Origin of the sequence: Prosthecobacter sp. SYSU 5D2, from assembly GCF_039655865.1 — a bacterium.
Taxonomy (GTDB): domain Bacteria; phylum Verrucomicrobiota; class Verrucomicrobiia; order Verrucomicrobiales; family Verrucomicrobiaceae; genus Prosthecobacter.
On sequence record NZ_JBBYXL010000011.1, the window covers coordinates 234,642 to 254,166 of the forward strand.

Annotated in this window: 12 protein-coding genes; 7 read left to right on the top strand and 5 right to left on the bottom strand. The window is 59.7% G+C overall.

Annotation, left to right across the window (positions count from 1 at the left end; translation table 11 throughout):
• Positions 1-247 precede the first annotated feature (247 nt).
• On the bottom strand, positions 248-748 hold the full coding sequence (locus tag WJU23_RS19230) for an NAD(P)H-dependent oxidoreductase subunit E (RefSeq protein ID WP_346334241.1): 501 nt from the start codon (positions 746-748) through the stop codon (positions 248-250).
• Between the two features lie 52 nt (positions 749-800).
• Positions 801-2,060 carry an NADH dehydrogenase (quinone) subunit D gene (gene nuoD, locus WJU23_RS19235; RefSeq protein WP_346334242.1) on the bottom strand — a complete coding sequence of 420 codons (1,260 nt, stop codon included), beginning with the start codon at positions 2,058-2,060 and terminating at the stop codon, positions 801-803.
• Between the two features lie 1,903 nt (positions 2,061-3,963).
• Here nuoD and WJU23_RS19240 point away from each other — a divergent pair.
• Positions 3,964-6,522, top strand: coding sequence for a choice-of-anchor D domain-containing protein (locus tag WJU23_RS19240; protein WP_346334243.1), 2,559 nt, complete (start codon positions 3,964-3,966; stop codon positions 6,520-6,522).
• 259 nt (positions 6,523-6,781) lie between these two features.
• Here the strand turns inward: WJU23_RS19240 and WJU23_RS19245 are convergent, their stop codons facing one another.
• From WJU23_RS19245 to gatB, 3 genes are all read right to left on the bottom strand, one after another.
• Positions 6,782-7,987 carry a tetratricopeptide repeat protein gene (locus WJU23_RS19245; protein ID WP_346334244.1) on the bottom strand — a complete coding sequence of 402 codons (1,206 nt, stop codon included), beginning with the start codon at positions 7,985-7,987 and terminating at the stop codon, positions 6,782-6,784.
• A 29-nt stretch (positions 7,988-8,016) separates the two neighbouring features.
• Positions 8,017-9,000 (bottom strand): cysteine synthase A, encoded by a 984-nt coding sequence (gene cysK, locus WJU23_RS19250; protein ID WP_346334245.1) that lies wholly within the window; start codon positions 8,998-9,000, stop codon positions 8,017-8,019.
• A 204-nt stretch (positions 9,001-9,204) separates the two neighbouring features.
• Positions 9,205-10,773, bottom strand: coding sequence for an Asp-tRNA(Asn)/Glu-tRNA(Gln) amidotransferase subunit GatB (gene gatB, locus WJU23_RS19255; RefSeq protein WP_346334246.1), 1,569 nt, complete (start codon positions 10,771-10,773; stop codon positions 9,205-9,207).
• A 161-nt stretch (positions 10,774-10,934) separates the two neighbouring features.
• Between gatB and WJU23_RS19260 the strand changes: the two genes are divergently transcribed.
• From WJU23_RS19260 to WJU23_RS19285, 6 genes are all read left to right on the top strand, one after another.
• Positions 10,935-12,107: a sialidase family protein gene (locus tag WJU23_RS19260; RefSeq protein WP_346334247.1), complete on the top strand. Its 1,173-nt coding sequence runs from the start codon at positions 10,935-10,937 to the stop codon at positions 12,105-12,107.
• 12 nt (positions 12,108-12,119) lie between these two features.
• On the top strand, positions 12,120-13,082 hold the full coding sequence (locus tag WJU23_RS19265; protein WP_346334248.1) for a bile acid:sodium symporter family protein: 963 nt from the start codon (positions 12,120-12,122) through the stop codon (positions 13,080-13,082).
• Positions 13,079-14,152, top strand: coding sequence for an aminoglycoside phosphotransferase family protein (locus WJU23_RS19270; protein WP_346334249.1), 1,074 nt, complete (start codon positions 13,079-13,081; stop codon positions 14,150-14,152). The genes WJU23_RS19265 and WJU23_RS19270 overlap by 4 nt, the downstream gene beginning before the upstream one ends.
• 197 nt (positions 14,153-14,349) lie before the next feature.
• Positions 14,350-15,069 carry an aldolase/citrate lyase family protein gene (locus WJU23_RS19275; protein WP_346334250.1) on the top strand — a complete coding sequence of 240 codons (720 nt, stop codon included), beginning with the start codon at positions 14,350-14,352 and terminating at the stop codon, positions 15,067-15,069.
• 210 nt (positions 15,070-15,279) lie between these two features.
• Positions 15,280-17,979 carry an exo-alpha-sialidase gene (locus WJU23_RS19280; RefSeq protein ID WP_346334251.1) on the top strand — a complete coding sequence of 900 codons (2,700 nt, stop codon included), beginning with the start codon at positions 15,280-15,282 and terminating at the stop codon, positions 17,977-17,979.
• 606 nt (positions 17,980-18,585) lie between these two features.
• Positions 18,586-19,224: a GDSL family lipase gene (locus WJU23_RS19285; protein ID WP_346334252.1), complete on the top strand. Its 639-nt coding sequence runs from the start codon at positions 18,586-18,588 to the stop codon at positions 19,222-19,224.
• Positions 19,225-19,525: the final 301 nt, after the last annotated feature.

The window sequence follows — 19,525 nt, forward strand, 5'->3', positions numbered from 1 at the left end:
TGTGCCTATCCCCCAAAACCTCCCGGATCACAAGCAACAGTTGCCCAAGGAGAGGGACTTGCCAAGTCCCTGCTTCAACGTCGGTGACGGCATCCTGCAGTCACCGCATGACCAGGATGCCTCATGATGAACGACAGGATTGAGTGCCCTTGATTGGGCGCGACCCAACGAGATCAGGCACATCAGCCGACGATTTTCCTCAGGATGCAGAAAACAGCCTGCGGGACGCGGGCGCTCCAGGAATCATTCACGCAAACTTCGCCAGCAGCTCGCCCGCCTTGGCAGGATCCACTTTCTCAAAGAAATCATCCTCCACCATGCACACGGGGCCGAAGCCGCAGCTGGCCAGGCACTCGGCGAATTCGATGCTGAATTTGCCGTCTTCACTCACCGCGATAGGGTGGTGATGGTCGCAATGGCTGCGGTCGATCTTCGCCTCTTTGCAAAGCGAATCCATCAGCTCATAGCTGCCCGTCATGGCACAGGAAAGGGTGCGGCACACGCGGATGTGATATTTCCCCGGCGCGCTCTGGCGGAAGCCTGGGTAAAACGTCACCACTTCCAGCACCTGGATCGGCTCCAGGCCCAGCTTTGCCGCCACCCAGTTGACGATGTCGTCGCTGATGTAGCGGTAGTGCTCCTGCATGAGGTGCAGCAGGGGCAGCACGGCGCTGCGTTTGGACACGGGGTAATGCGTGATCACCTCGTCCATCTTGCTTTCCAACTCGGCGGGGACTGCGAATGCCATCTTGAGATTTTTCAGGGATAAAGGGTTGCTACGGTCAGCGTGGCGGCTCGGCTCAGCGGTCGCATTCGCCCATCACAAAGTCCAGGCTGCCCAGCACGGACGGAATGTCGCTGAGCATGTGGCCGGGCATGATCTTGGAAAGGATGCTCAGATTGATGAACGAAGGACTGCGGATCTTCAGACGGTACGGAACGCCGCCGCCTTTGCTGTGGATGTAGAAACCCAGCTCACCCTTCGGGTTCTCCGCACCAAAATACACCTCGCCCGCCGGCGCATCAATGCCCTGGGTGGCGATGATGAAATGGTGGATCAGCTCCTCCATCTTCATCAGCACGCGGTCCTTGTTCGGCAGCAGGTTTTTAGCATCCGCCACATTGATCGGCCCGCTGGGCAGTTTTTCGATCACCTGCCGCAGAATGCGCACGCTCTGGCGCATCTCTTCCATGCGCACCAGGTAGCGGTCATAGCAGTCGCCCTTGGTCCCGATGGGAATGTCGAAATCGTACTTCTCGTAGTCGAGATAAGGGTTGGTCTTCCGCAGGTCATGCTCCACGCCGGAACCGCGCAGGTTCGGCCCGGAAAGGCCATAGGCGATCGCGTCTTCCTTCGTGATGACACCGATGTCCTGCGTGCGGGCGATGAAGATGGCATTGCGGGTCAGCAGCTTGTCCACCTCATCAATGATCGGCTCCACCTCGTTGAGGAACTTCAGCACCGCATCCGTGAAGCCCGGAGGCAGGTCGCGGATCTGGCCGCCCACACGAGTATAGCTGGTGGTAAAACGGGCGCCGGTGAGCTGCTCACAGAGGTTATAAATCTTCTCGCGCTCCGTAAAAGTATAGAGGAAGACCGTCATCGCCCCCACATCCATGGCGAAGACGCCGACGCCCAGCAGATGGGCGGAAATACGCGCCAGCTCACAGCAAATGACGCGGATGGCACGGCCACGCTCCGGCACTTCCCAGCCCATCAGCTTTTCCACCGCCAGGGAATAAGCCACATTGTTGGCCAGGGGGGCCAGGTAGTCCAGCCGGTCCGTATAAGGCACGAACTGGTTGTAGTGCATGTTCTCCGCGATTTTCTCATCCCCCCGGTGCAGGTAGCCGACGTCCGGCTCCGCTTTGGTGATGATTTCGCCGTCGAGCTCCAGGATCATCCGGAGCACGCCATGCGTGGCCGGATGGGAAGGTCCCATGTTCAGGACCAGTTTCTCGCCCACGATATCGCTGGTCGTCTCTTCGAGGCTCTCCAGGTGCATCGCAGCCTTGGCGGCGGTGTCCGGGGTCTCGTATTCACGGGTAACGGCAGGCATAATAGGGTGAAGGTGACTATTCTACGCCCCCCAAAGAGCGGCAAGGCGAATTTGTGAAAAATTTCACAAGCTCAACGCCATGCGGCTTCTCCAGGACGCATGGATCCGCAAAATAAGGCAGACCCACCTTATTTCCTTGCCAATTTCTGCCGTTTTTCATTTAGAATAATTCTTAATGAACAGGTCTTGCTTTAAATTTCTGGCACTTATTTTTATCCTGCTGGGCACCACCAACAGTCTGGCCAACACCTGGTGGCCGCAGGCGTCAGGCGGAGAGGGCCGAATCATTGACGCTATTTGGTTTGCTGATTCAAATAATGGCTGGGCAGTCGGATTTGATGGCCTCATTTACCGAACTAAAGACGGAGGCAAATCCTGGAAGTTTGAGATTTCCGGCACCCATACCCGGCTTCAGGGTGTAGGCGGAGTGGACATCAACAATGTGTGGGCGGTTGGGGATAATGGTTTCATCTTGAACTGGAACGGCAGTGCCTGGAGCAAACAGGCATCAGGAACAACCAATTCTATTTTCGCTGTTTGGGGTAGCGATATTAATAACGTGTGGGCCGTGGGTGCCGGGGGAATTATGCGGAAATGGAATGGCAGTGCGTGGATCAGTCAGGTTTCAGGAAGCTCTCGGACGCTGGTTAACATCAAAGGTCTGGATAAGGACAATGTCTGGGCCATGGGATTGAGCGGAACCATTCTCAAATGGAACGGTCTGGTTTGGAGTCCTCAAGAGTCGGATACCACGGACTCCATTTCTGACATGTGGATCATTGATGCCTCCAATGCCTGGGCCGTCGGCTCAAATGGAAATTTACTCTATTGGAACGGAACCCAGTGGACGAAAAAAATGTCCCCCACCATCCAATCCTTTTCCGGGATTTGGGGAAGCAGTCCTGACAACGCCTGGGCCGTGGGCACGGCTGGAACCTTGATCAAATGGGATGGCACCAACTGGACCTTGATGGACTCTGGCACATCTATTAATTTCTTCTGCATATCAGGTATCGATACTAGCAATGTTTGGGCGGCTGGGGTTGGAGGCACCATTTTGAAATGGGATGGCAGTCAATGGAAATCTCAGATGCGCGGATTTTATGAGATTTTTTATGGCATGTGGGGTGCTGATGCGGACAATGTTTGGGCGGTAGCCAGCAGTGGCCTGATCGCGAAGTGGGACGGAACTTCATGGAAAGAATCTCCTGTTTCAGGCAATGCCTCCGGTCATTTCGATGTCTGGGGAACGGATGCCAACAATATCTGGGCCGTCGGCAAAGTCGGTCAAATTCATCGTTGGAACGGTGAAGTATGGAGCCTTGTAACTTCTGGGACGAGTGCATGGCTGCGAGGCATCTGGGGCAGCAGTGCCTCCGATTTATGGACAGTGGGTGATGCGGGCACAGTCCGACGATGGAACGGCTCTCAGTGGACGACAGGCACATCGGGCACTTCAGAAGCGCTTCAATCCATATGGGGGCACGATGCCAGCAATATTTGGGCAGTGGGGAATAACGGAACTATCCTAAAATGGGATGGCAGCACCTGGAATCCGCAAATTTCAAACACGACTCAAACGCTGCGCAAGGTCTGGGGCAAAGATGCACAAAACATATGGGCAGTAGGGGATGGAGGCACCATTTTAAGGTATGATGGAACTTCCTGGACTAACCAGGATTCTGGCACAGTGGATTATCTAAATAATGTCCGAGGCGACAATGAAAATGGACTATGGGCAGTAGGCCACAATGGAATCATCCTGAAATGGAACGGAACAGCCTGGCAGCCGGAAAATTCCAACACGGGGATTTCCATTTACGGGATGTGGGTTAATGCCGGGCAACTGTGGGTCAGTGGCACTTCGGGGTTAATGTATACCTACCGTCCTGATGATGCTGAGATGACTTTAAGGGGTAATGGCAAACAGATTGCCTTTGGTAGTGTGCAGCCAGATTCCACGAATGGGACCGAGTTTGGCAGTCTCGAGCGAGACGGCAACTCCAATCAAGATTTTATGATCCGCAACGAGGGCGCGTCAGACCTTGAGCTCATGGCCACCGCTCCCAATTTTGTCACCCTAAATGGCAGCAGCGCTTTTTCTATTACGACTCAGCCAAGTTCAGGAACCCTCGTGGCCGGTGGCGGAATCCAGACCTTTTCCATCCTTTTCAATCCTGCTTCCGGTGGTGTTCATACCGCCACGGTCAGCATACCCAGCAATGACTCCGACGAGAATCCATATACCTTCCTTATCCAGGGAACTTGCCTCGTGCCTGAAATGACCGTGACGGGCAACGAGGTCCCCATTGTGAGTGGGGACTCTTCTCCTGGGCTGCATGATCATAGGGATTTCGGAGGGGCCAGCGTGAGCTTTGCCACCATCACCCGGAGTTTTGTCATTTCGAATTCAGGCGACGCTCCGCTCAGTCTGACGGACTCGCCACAGGTCGCCTTAGCAGGTGCCCATGCTTCTGAATTTACACTCAGCACATCGCCCCGCTCATTGATAGAACCGGGCTCATCAACAACCTTTTCCATTACCTTTCAACCTGCAGCGACTGGCCTGCGCACAGCCACCGTCAGCATCGCAAGTGACGATCCCGGCCAGTCTCCTTTCACCTTCGCCATCCAGGGCACAGGCCTCGAAGGCACAGGCACGGGCAGCGATACCAAAAAGCCCACGCTCAAGCTGTCCTCACCTGCAAAAAACGGCATTCTGAGTTCGGCCTTGCCGTTCATGGTGACCGGCACTGCCGGGGACAGCACCGGCCTGCACCGGGTGGAAATCATCCTCAATGAGGACTCCCCTGTCCTGGCCACTCTTGGGGAAAGCACCAAACCCACCAGCGTCCCCTTTTCCGCCGCCATCCTGCCCACAGCAGGCAGCACCAATACCGTCACCGTCACCGCCTATGACCTCAATGGCAACAGTACATCGCTGACCCGCACCTTCATGTTTGAAAGACGTTATCTGCTGACGGTTGCCCGCTCCGTCCCGGACGCCTTCATCACCAATCCCGACCAGGCGGGCACAGTAAAATTGACAGCTTCCCCGAAATCCGCCGCCACGGCCCTGACCAAAGGACCGTCGCCCCAGACCATCATGCTGCTTCCGGGCGCGCTGGTCACCCTATCTGCCACGGCAAAAAAAGGACAGGTCTTCAGCCATTGGAACGGCCTGCCCGCAGGCACTGAAAACATGGGCAGCACGGTCACTTTCACGATGCCCGAGGCGGACGTGCCCGGCCTGTCCGCTGTCTTTATTGAAAACCCTTTCTCCATCTTTGGCACAAAGCCCGTCCTGCACGGATTGCTGCTTCCAGAGGCTGAGACGCCTTCCGGCAACAGCACAGCCGGCCTGATCACCGCCAAGCTGGTTCCAGCCAAAGGAAGCTTCAGTGGCAAGCTGTTCATGGGCGGCAAAGCCACCTCCTTCACCGCAACGCTGCAAGGCGACGGCAGCGTGTGGTTTAAGTCTGGCAAGACATCCTCCCAAACATTGACCCTTGATGACCGCTCCCTTCAACTCACCTGGGATGAAAACGGTCTGGACGCCATTGTCGCCGGAGCCAATGGGGCTGTCAGCGAAGGACGCATCCGACCTGCTCTCTACAGCAGCAGCACCCCGGCACCCGCCGCCCTGCTAAACCGTAACGGCAAGACTGGTTTCTTCACCCTCAGCCTGCGGGCTATGGCCCAGACTCCCGCCAAAGATCTCACCACCTATCCCCAGGGAGCCGGGTATGCCACGGTCACGCTGGCTCGCACGGGCACTCTGAAAATGACCGGCATGCTGGCGGATGGTACCAAGATCACCGCAAGCAGCGCGCTTGTTGCCGGAGATACCAGCCCTCTCTTCGTCCAGTTGGCCACCCCGGGAGGCAAGGCCAAAGATGGCAGCTGGTTGTCCTCCCTGGTTTTCGACACCACGGAGGCCGATAGCGACGTCACAGGTGCAGACACCCGCTGGTTCCGCCCCGCTGTCAGCGAGACCGGCAAACCAGTGACCCAACTCTACACCGCAGGCTGGCCAGAAGGCATCACCTTAGATGCAGTGGGCGCGCTGTATGACAGCAGCCTCAGCGTCCAGGCAGCCCTGAACCTGCCTGCTCCAGATCCCGTGACTGGCAATACCCGTTTGGTTTTCGCCATGGGACGGCTGCCCGGACCGGATCCTGTGGAGGTTTCCAACCTCAACATTACCGCAAGCAAGGTGACTAAATTGCCCGCCAAGGACAAGAGCTTCACGCTCACCCTCACCCCCAAAACAGGTCTCTTTAAAGGGGCATTCACCCCCGACTGGACTTCCCCAGACACCAAGCTACCGGCTTTTCAGGGCATCCTCCTGCAAAAGGGTATGAACAAGGGTGGAAACGGCTTCTTCCTGAGCAACCGCCTTCTGGACAAAGATCCCGAAAGCGGAAGCGCCCACCTTCGTCGGCCGGCTGTGGATGAGTAGCGGCGCCACTGCGTGACGTTTTGCACCCAAGGATGACCTACCGCCCCCGCCATGCAGGCTGTCGGCCAAATCCATCCATCCCATTCCCTCCAAATCGCTGCCTCCTCTGCCTCCTCTGCCTCTCCGCACCTCTGCGCCGCCCTACCCATTCGATGATAGCCGTGGACATTCCCTTGGGCCAATCGCGGACACTCCCCAAAAAAACAAAACGCTGACAGGAGGCCTGTCAGCGTTTCGGAATCGGGGATGGTGAGCCTTATCAGGAGGGCTCAGAAGGGGCCGTTGGGGTGGGAGGAGCGGGCTCAGCAGGAGCAGGCACTGGGGCTGGCATCGGCGTAGGCACTGGGGCGGCGGGTTCCGGCGGCGCAGGCTTCACGTCCACCTTTGGGGCAGTGGGCGGGGCAGGCGCAGGCACGGGTGCTGGCACTGCTGGTGCAGGCGGAACAGGGGCCGGTGCTGGAGCAGACTCCACCTTCGGGGCTTCCGGAGCCGCAGGCACAGGAGGCGTTGCTGGAGCAGGAACTTCTTTAGGGGTCGCTGGAGCGGTCGGGACCACCGGCTGGGTCATGGCGGGCGCAGCAGAGGGCTCCACAGCCGGTGTGACCACGGAGGGAGCCTCTGTCTGGGGCGCTGCGGGTGCAGGGGTCGGAGGGGTCAGGGCCGCAGGGGCGGGGCTCACTTGCATCTGCGGGGCAGAGCCTTCCGGAGCCAGGGTGGGGCTGAGCGTCGGCGCACCCAGCTGGAAATTCGGCGCTCCAGGGACCGGAGCAGCGGGCGTTTCCACCTTGGGCTTCGGCGGGCCGTCCACTTCTTTGGCCGGCAGCTTGGCGGAGATCCACTTCAGGCGGCCTTCGCTCTGGTCAATGAAAGCGGAGTCGGCATTGGTGAATTTGGCAGGCACGGATTCATAGGCGGCCTTGGCCTCTTCTTCCTTGCCTGCGGCCCACAGCAGATCACCCAGGCGGATCTGGGCCAGGGCGGCCACGTCGCTGGTGGCATGCTTGGAGATGACTTCCTCAAACAGCGGCTGGGCCTGGGCGCTTTCCCCCATGGATTCTAGCTTGGTGGCCAGCGCCAGGGTGGTTTCCGGCAGCAGAGGATGGTCCTGATGCTTGGTGGTGAATTCACGCAGCGCCTCCACTGAGGAGTCCTTTTTGTTCTGCGACCACAGCAGGTCGGCCTTCAGCAACAGTGCATTCCCCGCAGCCAGAGTTCCGGGGTATTCGCTGACGACGAGGTCGCAGTCTTCCACCGTTTTGGCAGCGGCAAAGGCGGCTCCGGCAGCGGCGGCGTTTTCCTTCGCAGTGTAGCTGATGACGCCATAAATGACGGCACCCACAGCGATGGCGGCAAAGAGCAGGACCAGTTTCTTGAAGTGGGCTTCAAGAAACTCTTCCATCGGGCTGGAGAGTTCAATCGGTGCCGGGGGCACCGGGGCGGGGACAGGGGGAGTCGCTTTGGACATGGGCCGGGTTTTTTAAGGGGAAAATGGGATTAGGCACCCACCTGGGCGCGGGCTTCATCCGCCAGGGCGGTGGAGAGATAACGCTCGCCAGTGGAGCAGGCGATGGTGACGATGAGCTTGCCGGCGTTTTCGGGGCGCTTGGCGACCTCGATGGCGGCCACGACGTTGGCACCGGTGCTGATGCCGACGAGCATGCCTTCCTCCTTAGCCAGGCGGCGGGCCATGGCAAAGGCGTCATCATTGCTGACCTTGATGCACTCAACGATCTGCGCATTCCCGGCGCTGTCTTTCAGGTGCAGGTTCTTCGGCACAAAGCCGGCCCCGGTGCCCTGGATCTTGTGCGGCCCTGGCTGCACGGGTTCGCCCGCCAGCGTCTGGCTGATTACGGGAGAGGCCTCCGGCTCCACGGCGATGGCCTGGAAGCTGGGCTTGCGCGGTTTGATCACCTCGCAGGTGCCGGTGATGGTGCCGCCGGTGCCGACAGCAGCCACCAGGATGTCCACTTTCCCATCCGTATCTTCCCAGATTTCCTCGGCGGTCGTCTTCATGTGGATGGCCGGATTGGCCGGGTTTTCAAACTGCTGAGGGATCCAGGCGTTTGGCGTTTCTTTGAGAAGCTCCTCCGCCTTGGCGATGGCGCCCTTCATGCCCTGGGGGCCGGGGGTCAGCACAAGCTGTGCGCCCAAAAGCGCCAGCAGGGTGCGGCGCTCCATGCTCATCGTCTCAGGCATGGTCAGGATGAGCTTGTAGCCCTTGGCCGCTGCCACAAACGCCAGCGCGATGCCGGTGTTGCCGCTGGTCGGCTCGATGATGATGGTGTCCTTCGTCAGGATGCCGCGCGCCTCGGCGTCTTCGATCATCGCCATGCCGATACGGTCCTTGACGCTGCCCAGGGGATTGAAGAACTCGCACTTGAGCGCGATGGTGGCGTTCAGACCGGCCGTCACTTTGTTCAATTTGACCAGCGGTGTTTTGCCGACGGTTTCGACGATGTTGTTGTAGATGTGGCCCATGGCGGTGTGGGGTTGGGTTGAAAAGCGGTGAGCACGACACCCCGGCCGGGAGGCCTGGGACATCGGGGGTAGAGTTTATAGGAGGGGGGGAACAGGCTTGCAAAGGAAAAAACGGCCCCGCAGGCGGCCGGCGGTGACGTTCACGCCACCCAGGATCCGGGCTTTTCCGGGGAAAGCGGCGCTCCGTCCGAGCCAGATTCCGCCTTATTCCAGCAGCTTCTTGCGCACGATCTCCGTCACGATCTTCGGGTTTGCCTTGCCCTGGCTGGCCTTCATAGCCTGGCCGGTGAACCAGTTCATCGCTTTCTCGTTGCCGCCTTTTACCTCGGCCACCTTGTCCGGGTTTGCCGCCAGAATCTGCTCCACGATGGCCTCCAGGGCACCGGTGTCGCTCACTACTTTAAAACCCTTCTCATTAATGATTTTTTTATGATCCTCTTCTCTTCTTTCAATCATTTCTGTCAGAACAACTTTTCCCTGGGCTGCTGAAATGGTCCCAGCTACTTCTACTTCATGAATTAAATTAGCAAACGCCTGCCCTGTAATTGGAAAGTGCGATGTATCAAATTGCGGCAAAGTGGCTGCAGGATTATGATACAAGGTAAAAGGACCCGTAGATGGGCTTATGACAAACCCGTCATTTGCGGGTGAAGTATATTTTATTTCAACCTGCGGATCATAATGAGCAAGATACTCATTTATTAACCAGTTCGCTACTTTCTTTGGCTTCAGCTCAGTATTGGATTTAGTAGTTGACTCAAAATACGATGAAAGTGAAGGAACCCCGGTGAGCACGCCCGCATCGTAAGCACTGCATTCATAATCCTTTTCAAACCTTGCACGCATTTCATGCGGCAGCTCCGGCACCTGCGCGCGCATTTTTTCCAGGATCGCCTCCGTCCGCAGCGGGATCAGGTCCGGGTCCGGGAAGTAGCGATAATCATGCGCATCTTCCTTGCTGCGCATCATCGTCGTCTCGCCCCGGTCATCGTCCCAGCGCAGCGTGCTCTGCACCAGCTTTTCACCGCGCTCCAGGCAGCCGATCTGGCGTTCGGTTTCATAGTGAATGGCCCGCCGCACCGCCGACATGGAGTTGATGTTCTTCAGCTCGATCTTCGTGCCCAGCTCCGTCTGGCCCTCCGGCCGCACGCTGATGTTCACATCGCAGCGAAGGTTGCCTTTTTCCATGTCTGCATCGGACACGCCGCCATAGATCAGGATCTGCCGCAGGCTGGTGATGTAGGCAAAGGCCTCCTCCGCGCTGTCAATGTCCGGCTCGCTGACGATCTCCATCAGCGGCGTACCTGCGCGGTTGAAATCCAGGGTCGTGAATTTGTCATGGTGCGTGCTCTTGCCCACGTCCTCTTCCAAATGGATGCGCGTCAGCTTCACCACCTTGCCCGGATTCGCGATGCTCTTTTGCGCATCCTTCGGATACGCCAGGTCATACAGCGGCACACCCCCGCCCAGGCACAGTGGAAAGGGCATCTGGGTGATCTGGTAGTTCTTCGGCATGTCCGGGTAGAAGTAGTTTTTCCGGTCCCAGCTCACCACGGGTGGCGTGCTGCAGCCCAGCATCAGCCCGGCCAGCACGGTCTTTTCAATCGCCGCCTCATTCAGCACCGGCAGCGCGCCCGGTAGGCCCAGGCAGGTCGGGCAGGTGTTCGTATTCGGCTCGCTCCCCACCATGACCGGGCAGGCGCAGAACATCTTGCTCTGCGTGGTCAGTTGCGCGTGGACTTCAAGGCCGATGGTGACGATGTACTTGGGCATGGGAGCCGGGACATTGGAATCCCTTTCTGCCTCTGGCAAGCGGCGCTTCAAGCGGATGATAGGGGATTTTGCAGGTATACCAATGTTAACATAACACGTTCTATCCCCCTTCCCCACAAGGATTACCCTCCCGTCCGTCGTTTATACCGCCAACCAACCTGATGAAACGCCGACCTTTTCTTCTCATCGCCTTACTGCTCGCCAGCTTGCCCCCGGCCTCCGCCGTTGACTGGAAAAAACAAGCCCTGGAAGACGCCAGGCAGGACCGCACCAGCATTCCCTACGACGGCATCACGCCTAACAAAATGGTCTGCGACACCACCCTGCGCCAGCTTCCCGACGGCTCCTGGGCGCTCACCATCCTGGCCGGGGGCGACTTTGAACCCTCTCCTGAAAACTACATCGGCATCACCCGCAGCACCGACCAGGGCAAGACCTGGTCCCCGCTGGAGCCGGTGGATACAAGCCTGCCACGCTCCGGCAAAACCATCGGCCAAGGCCTGACGGAGCTGATGGTTCATGGCCAGCGCTGCACCGCCTTTTTCTCAACCCATTCTCAGACCTGGGGCCTGGACTGGAAGTCCTGGATCATGCACAGCGATGACAACTGCCAGACCTGGAGCAAACCCGAGCCCGTCCCTGGCCGCCTGCACAATTACACGTTCATCCGCAACCACATCGTGGCCAAAGACGGCCGCATCATTATCCCCTTTCAGCATTATGTCGGCCCCGGCCCAGATGTGCCGCCACCGCCGCCGGAGGAAAAACCCTGGCACAAAACGCTCTTCCATTACGTCAGCAATCCGCGCAATGGCGTGCTCATCAGCAGCGATGGCGGCAAGACCTGGAGCGAGCACGGCAACATTCGTCTTTCTACAAATGACCGTTATTATGGCTGGGCGGAAAACAACATCGTCGAGCTCAGCGATGGCCGCATCGCCATGATCATCCGGGGCGACCGTCTCGGCGGCGTCCTTTATTATGCCGAGTCCACCGACGGCGGCAAAACCTGGCCCGAATTCGCCAGCAAAACGGACATTCCCAATCCCGGCAGCAAGGCCACCCTTTATCCCCTGGGCGGCGATGCCGTGGCCATCCTGCATAATCCGAATCCGCGTCACCGCAGCCCATTGTCCCTGTGGATCAGCTTTGACGGCCTGAAGACCTGGCCCTACCGCCGCGTCCTCGTCCCCGAATCGTCCGATGGCCCCAAAGGCCGCCTTAACTACCCGGACGGTTTTGTCAGCGCGGACAGGCAGTGGCTGCACTTCGCCTACGATGACAACCGCCACCGCGCCGTCCATTACAGCGCCAAACTGCCTCCCCTCCCCTGACATTCCACGCGGATGCAAAACATCATCAACCGTTTCACCGGCCTCTACCCGGTCTGGCTCATCCTCTTTGCTATTATCGGCTACCTGCGTCCGGAAGCCCTGGCTTGGTTTTCCGGCCAGTGGATCCTCTGGGCGCTCACCACCGTCATGCTCGGCATGGGCATCACCCTCACCGTGGAGGACTTCCGCCGCCTGCTTCGGATGCCCGGCTGCGTCGCTCTCGGCTTTGTCGCCCAATATACCCTCATGCCCCTCATCGGCTGGGGCATCGCCCATGTCATGAAGCTGGAGCCCGGTTTTGCCATCGGCCTCATCCTCGTGGCCAGCTGCCCCGGCGGCACCGCGTCGAACATGATCACCTACCTGGCGCGGGCCAATGTCGCCCTCTCGGTCATCCTCACCATGGCCTCCACCCTGCTGGCCTTCATCATGACGCCGCTCTGGTGCCAGACCCTGGCCGGCCAGTATGTACCGGTGGATGCCTGGGGCCTGTGCAAGACCACCCTCCAGGCCGTCGTCGTGCCCGTCATCGCCGGTGTCCTGCTGAACTGGCGCTTCCCCCGCACTGTCGCCCGCATCGCCTGGCTCGGCCCCCTGCTTTCAGTCATCGCCATCTGCTTCATCACCGGCGGCATCGTCGCCTCTAACTCTGGAAATCTAGCCGAGAATGCCATCAAGATGACCCTTGCCGTATTTCTTCTGCATACTTTTGGTTTCGCCCTCGGCTACATGGTTTCTAAACTTGTCGGTTACTCAGAAGATGTCGCCCGCACCGTCTCCATCGAGGTCGGAATGCAAAACGGCGGCATGGCCACCACGCTGTCCACCATTCACTTTACCTCCCAGCCCCTCGCCGCCGTCCCCGCCGTCTTCAGCGCCATCATGCAAAACATCCTCGGTGCCCTCGTCGCCTCCTTTTGGCGCGCCCGCCCCACGCCTGTCTCGGCAGATTCGCCATCTAAAAACTGCCCATGAGCCGCCGCCACATCCACTACTGGAAGTGCGACCGCCCCGCCGCCTTCCACGGCACCTCCGCACTCGCCGCCACGGAGGACCTCTCAGCCCAAGTCCACGCCCTGCTTCAATCACATCACCCCGGCCTAACAATCAGTTTGACCAAAGGCGGCGGCCAGGGCAACCATCGCACCTTCATCACCCGCATCGGCCATGACACCCGCTTCATCCGCATCGAGGACGGCCCCGAGCAGGATGATTACATCGAGACCGAATCCCGCGTGCAGGAAGCCGTGCGCTCCCTCGGCCTGCCCACCCCGCAGGTCATCGGCGTGGATGCCAGCCGCACCGAGGTCCCCTTCGCCTGGCAGATCATGGAGCTCATTTCGCAGCCAGATTTGAACCACTGGCACAAGCTCGGCCAGCTTGACCTCCCCCGCATCGCCCAGGACATCGGCAGCGCCGTCGCCCGCTGGCAGGGCGTGCCCGTCACCGGCTTCGGCCCCTTTCAAAGCGGTCGCGAAGTCCTCACCGGCTACCACGACACCTACGCCGCTTACTTCTTGCTGAACCTCGACCGTCACCTCGCTTTCCTCACCGAAAAGGCTTTCCTCTTCGCTGCCGAATCCCAGGAAATCTGCCAGGCCATCGCCGATCACGAATCCCTCCTCGCCCTTGACCACGGTTGCCTCGTTCACAAAGACCTCGCCCTCTGGAACATCCTCGGCAGCGAGCATGAAATCACCGCCTTCATTGACTGGGACGACTCCATCTCCGGCGATCCCATGGACGACCTTTCCCTCCTCGCCTGCTTCCACGACGGCCCCGTCATCGCCAATGCCATCGAAGGTTACACGCGTATCAAGCCCCTGCCCACCGACCACCGCCGCCGTTTCTGGATGCACCTCCTGCGCAACATGATCGTCAAGTCCGTCATCCGCGTCGGCGCCGGTTACTTCGACCGCAGCGACGGCTTCTTCCTCATCAACTCCGGCAGCAACGGCTCTGATTTGCGCACTCTCACCCGCTCCCGCCTCCGCACCGCCCTCCACGGCCTCCTCCAAGACCACGAAATCCATACTCTTCAATAAGCCTAACTAATTACCCAATCACTCCATCGCCCCCCGGCAGTACAGTACTCATCACTCTCCGAGTGATGCGATCCATCCAAGATCCTGTTACCCAATTTCACAATTCCCCCTCCCCGAAAAAATCCTGCTAATCCTGCAATCTTGTTAATCCTGTAAAAAAGGCCCGCTCTCAGCCTCCTTTCCACTTTCTCCACCCCATGTCCATCTCTCCCATCCACACCGGCACCTGGCTCTCCATCGGCTCCCCCGTCATCGCCGAGCTCGCCGCCGCCTGCGGCTACGACTGGGTGCTTCTGGACCTCGAGCACGGCTGCGAATCCGAGGCCGCCTTGCCTAACCAATTGCGTACTCTTCGCGGCTCCACCACCCAGGCCATCGTCCGCGTCGGTGCCCCGCACCCCGACCTCATCGCCCGCGTTCTCGACTGGGGCGCCCACGGCATCATGGTGCCCCATGTGAACACCGCCGCCGAGGCCGAGGCCATCGTCCAGGCCGCCAGCTACTCCCCGCGCGGCCATCGCGGCTTCTCCCGCACCGTCCCCGTTTACGGCTACGGCCTGAATCCCCCCACCGACGCCACGCCCCGTCCCCTCATCCTCGCCCAGATCGAGACCGTGCAAGGCGTCGAAAACGCCGCCGCCATCGCCGCCATCGAAGGCATTGACACCCTTTTTGTTGGGCCAGCCGACCTCGACCACGACCTCAAAGCCCGCCAGTCCTCCCTCCCCTATGAAGACTGCCTCCGTCTCGTCACCGACGCCGCCCGCCAGCACCACAAAGAAACCGGCATCCTCATCCGCCAACCCTCCGACCTCGAAAAAATGCGCACCCTCGGCTTCACCTGGCTGGCCATTGATTCCGACCTCTCCCTGCTTCGGCAGGGTTTCCTAAACAACCTCCAATCAGCCAAATCATAACCAGGGATAGGGCAGGCTTTATGATACAGGATTTACATGATTTCAGGATTAACAAGATTCAGAAAAAGCCAGGCAAGCATAACAAAAAGCCTGTCACGTCGAATTCAGCCCCCAACCACCCAAATCAAAATCCTGTTAATCCTGAAATCTTGTTAATCCTGTAAAAAATTGGCACCCCAAACCCACTCACCCATTTCGCCAACTCTCCCCATGAATCTCCGCCCCTTCCTCCTCGCCCTCGCCGCGCCCCTCACGCTCTTCGCCCAAAACGATGGCCCCCTTCCCCAGTACATCCTGGACCTGCCGCTCCAGCCCACCGTCATCAACACCAGCCCCGGTCCTGAATACTCCGACGAGCAGCGGGATTACGCCATGGTCATCGGGGCCGACCGCACGCCGAAGGGCCGCATCTGGGCCGCCTGGGTCGCGGGGGGGGACAGCCCGCGCGCTTACTTTGTCGCCGCCACCAGCGATGATGAAGGCAAGACCTGGTCCAAGCCCCGCCTCGTCATTGACCCGCCGGATGCGCCCACCGGCCTGGAGGTCAGCGCCCTTGTCGGCAACTTTTGGACCGACCCAACCGGCCGCCTCTGGCTCTTTTATGATCAGTCCCTCGCCATGTTCGATGGCCGCGCCGGCCTCTGGGCCATCACTTGCGACAACCCCGATGCCGACACGCCCGTCTGGTCAGAGCCCCGCCGCATCTGGCACGGCATGACCCTGAACAAGCCCACTGTCCTCAGCAATGGCGAGTGGATGTTGCCCATCTCCCTTTGGAGCCGCGATAAAATCGGCGTGCCCGAACTCAAAGAAAACGGCTACGCCGATCTCGATGAAGTCCGCATGGCCAACGTCTTCGTTTCCACGGACAAAGGCGCCACCTGGACCCGCCGTGGCGGCGTCACCTTCCCTTATACTCAGTTTGATGAGCACATGGTCGTCGAGCTCAAAGACGGCCGCCTCTGGATGCTCGCCCGCACCAGCAAAGGCATCTCCGAAAGCCACTCCAGCGACCAGGGCCGCACCTGGACCGAGCCGCAGCTTTCCCAAATCAAAAACCTCAGCGCCCGCTTTTTCATCCGCCGCCTCGCCTCCGGAAACCTCGTCCTCGTCAAAAACGGCCGCATTGACGAGACCCTGAAAAGCCGCAGCCACATGACAGCCTTCCTCTCCGAGGACGATGGTCAATCCTGGAAAGGCGGCCTCCTCCTGGATGAGCGCAACGGCGTCTCCTATCCCGATGGCTTTCAGTCCCCGGATGGCATTATCCACATCGTCCATGACCGCGAGCGCTCCAAAGAACGCGAGATCCTCCTGCACCGCATCACCGAGGCCGACATCCTCGCCGGCAAGCTCGTCTCCACAGCCTCGCAGACCAAGATGATGGTCAGCAAAGCCCTGGGCAAAAAGATCGGCCCCCGCCTCTACAACGGCATCCAGCTCCCCCAAGAATGGCCGCCGCAAAAAGGCGACCCCAACAGCTACGAGCCAATGCCTGTCCCCTATTTAAAGGACATCCCAAAAGTCATCCCCATCAACACCGGCCGACAGCTTTTCGTGGATGATTTCCTCATCGAAAGCACCACGATGGAACGCACCTGGCACCAAGCCAAAAAGCACAAAAACAACCCCGTCTTCAAAGCCGAAACCGAAGCCGAACTCAAGCCCTCCGGCTTCGGAGGTGACCAGGAGGCCGTCTGTTACCTCGGCCACGGCGGCGTCTTTTATGATCCCCAGGACCGCCTGCATAAAATGTATTACACCGCCGGCTGGCGCGGCGGACTCGCCCTCGCCACCAGCCCGGACCTCCTCACCTGGACCCGTCCGGACATCGGCACCGTCGGCGGAAATCTCCTCCTCCCTCCCGGCCCGGAATGGGCTGGTGGCGACAACAGCGTCTGGCTGGACATCCACGTCAAAAATCCCCTTGAGCGTGTCAAGCTCCTCACCGACCGCCGCCCCGGCCCCCACACCCTCCAGACCTCCGCTGATGGCAAGGTCTGGTCCCAGGGCGTCCCCACCGGCAAGGCTGGCGACTACTGCTCCTTCTTCTACAACCCCTTCCGCAAGGTCTGGTGCTTCAGCATTAAGCAGGGCGGCTCCCACGGCCGCAACCGCTGGTACTCCGAAAGCAGCGACTTCATCAAAGGAGCCGACTGGTCCAAATCCGTCTTCTGGACCAATGCCGACAAGCTCGATGAACCCGATCCTGCCATCGGCGATCCCGCCCAGCTCTACAGCCTCAATGCCGTCGCTTATGAAAGCCTCATGCTCGGCCAGTTCTACATCCACCTCGGCCCGGATAACAAACTATGTGACAAAGGCAACTTCCCCAAGACCACCGAGATCAAGCTCGGCTTCAGCCGCGACGGCTTCCACTGGGACCGCCCCGACCGCCGCCCCTTCATCGCCGCCACCCGCAAAGACGGCGACTGGGACCGCGCCTACATCCACGGCACCACCGGCGTCTGCATTGTGAAAGAAGACGAAATCTGGTTCCCCTACACCGGTTACTCCGGCATCGCGCCCAATGGCCATCGCGGCATGTACACCGGCGCCTCCGTCGGCATGGCCATCCTCCGCCGCGACGGCTTCGCCTCCATGCAGGCCGGTGAAAAACCCGCCACCCTCACCACCCGCCCCGTCGCCTTCAACGGCCGCCACCTCCACGTCAATCTCGCCGCTCCCAAGGGCGAGCTCCGTGTCGAGATCCTCGACGAATCTGGCCAGCCGATCCCCCCCTTCACCCAAGAAAACTGCCTCCCCCTCACCGGCGATTCCACCCGCCAGTCCGTCCAATGGAAAGGCACCGAAACCCTCGACCCCATCCGCGGCCGCCCCGTCCAATTCCGCTTCCACCTCACCCAAGGCCACCTCTACTCCTTCTGGACCCACGAAGCCCGGGAGTAACCCTGCCCGTCGCCCTATCTAGTCACACCTCCTGTTAGGTCGGCTTGTGAAAAGGCAGACCGTAACCAAGACTTCCGGCCAAGCCCCCAGCACAGCCCCAGCACAGGCACAGATTTTAGATCCCTGAGCTCGCAGGGCTGCCCCATGAGTAGCCGGAGAGTCGGCGAGTCTTGACACGCCACACCTCCGGTCAGGAAACCGAACGCCCCTCGCTCAAGACCAACCCGCAGGTTTGGCCCATCATATCGCATCCCGATAGACCTGACCACGGCCACTCACTCCTGCATTCGTCCCGCGCTTCGCGGAATCATTGTCATTCGTCATTCGTCAATCCTGTCTGTGTATATCTGTGTCACCTGTGGTTTAAAAACTCCGGCTTTTTTGCGCCCTCCAATCCAACCACTGATGTCACAGAGAGCACAAAGGGTGGGAACTGAACCAGCCACTCCCAAACCCAAACAAACCACTGATGCCCAGCAATGCTCACTAATGGCAGAAACGGAGGCTTGAAGGCTTGAGGATTGGGGATTGAAATATGCATGCTTATTGCTGGCATTAGCCTGTCCCGTCACTGCGGCGATGGTTTAAAAATTCTGATCCCCTCCTTTGACATCTGCGCCCCATGAAAACCATCCTCTGCTTCGGCGATTCCAACACCTGGGGCTACGACCCCGCCAGCACCACCGCCCCTTCCCCCTCCGTCATCCCCACGACGTCCGCTGGACCGGCGTCCTCTCCCGCCTCCTCGGCCCCGCCTACCGCATCATTGAGGAAGACCAGAACGGCCGCACCGCCGTCCGTGACGATCCCCTCAACATCGCCCGCAAAGGCAAATACTACCTCCCCGCCTGCCTGGAGAGCCACAAGCCCATCGACCTCGTCATCCTGATGCTCGGCACCAACGACCTCAAAACCCTCTTTAACCTCCCTCCCAGCGACATCGCCGCCGGAGCCGGCGTCCTCGCCCGCATGATCCTCACTAGCGAATCCGGCCCGACAACCGCCCGCCGCAGCTCCTCCTCGTCTGCCCGCCCCTTATTGGCGACCTCACCCACCTCCCCGAAACCGCCGCCCGCGTCAACGACGGCCCCGCCCGCAGCGCCCAGCTACCCCGTTATTACGAGGCCCTCGCCCCCCCCTCCGCCCCTCCTCACCCCCAGCCCCCTGGACGCCGTCCATCTCGACGCCTCCCAACATCAAACCCTCGCCCACTCCCTCGCCACCAAAGTCAAAGAACTCCTCTGACCCAACGGAGCGCGGACGCCCTAGCCCGCATCCACGCGAAGCACATCCGTCCAGATCACCCCTCCCGGATGAGGCAGTGGAGGCGGTGACCATGACCATTCTGTCAATTATCGCACCCTTCTCTGAAAAAAAGTCGTCAAGCGGAAAATGCCTGGATCCTTGATTTTATGCGGCTTCGAGCGTGGTGAACCGGGTTCCTCCAGAAGGCTCTCATGGCTGTTGCTGGACACGTATTTTCCGCGCCGTCCGTGCTGCTGGCACGCGGCGTTGCCGGTCATGTTCCAACCTGGTCTGGCGATGC

Bases quoted from the DNA above. Each gene is read 5' to 3' on its own strand.
- WJU23_RS19230 (WP_346334241.1), bottom strand. From the start codon at position 748: ATGGCATTCGCAGTCCCCGCCGAGTTGGAAAGCAAGATGGACGAGGTG.
- nuoD (WP_346334242.1), bottom strand. From the start codon at position 2,060: ATGCCTGCCGTTACCCGTGAATACGAGACCCCGGACACCGCCGCCAAG.
- WJU23_RS19240 (WP_346334243.1), top strand. From the start codon at position 3,964: ATGACTTTAAGGGGTAATGGCAAACAGATTGCCTTTGGTAGTGTGCAG.
- WJU23_RS19245 (WP_346334244.1), bottom strand. From the start codon at position 7,987: ATGTCCAAAGCGACTCCCCCTGTCCCCGCCCCGGTGCCCCCGGCACCG.
- cysK (WP_346334245.1), bottom strand. From the start codon at position 9,000: ATGGGCCACATCTACAACAACATCGTCGAAACCGTCGGCAAAACACCG.
- gatB (WP_346334246.1), bottom strand. From the start codon at position 10,773: ATGCCCAAGTACATCGTCACCATCGGCCTTGAAGTCCACGCGCAACTG.
- WJU23_RS19260 (WP_346334247.1), top strand. From the start codon at position 10,935: ATGAAACGCCGACCTTTTCTTCTCATCGCCTTACTGCTCGCCAGCTTG.
- WJU23_RS19265 (WP_346334248.1), top strand. From the start codon at position 12,120: ATGCAAAACATCATCAACCGTTTCACCGGCCTCTACCCGGTCTGGCTC.
- WJU23_RS19270 (WP_346334249.1), top strand. From the start codon at position 13,079: ATGAGCCGCCGCCACATCCACTACTGGAAGTGCGACCGCCCCGCCGCC.
- WJU23_RS19275 (WP_346334250.1), top strand. From the start codon at position 14,350: ATGTCCATCTCTCCCATCCACACCGGCACCTGGCTCTCCATCGGCTCC.
- WJU23_RS19280 (WP_346334251.1), top strand. From the start codon at position 15,280: ATGAATCTCCGCCCCTTCCTCCTCGCCCTCGCCGCGCCCCTCACGCTC.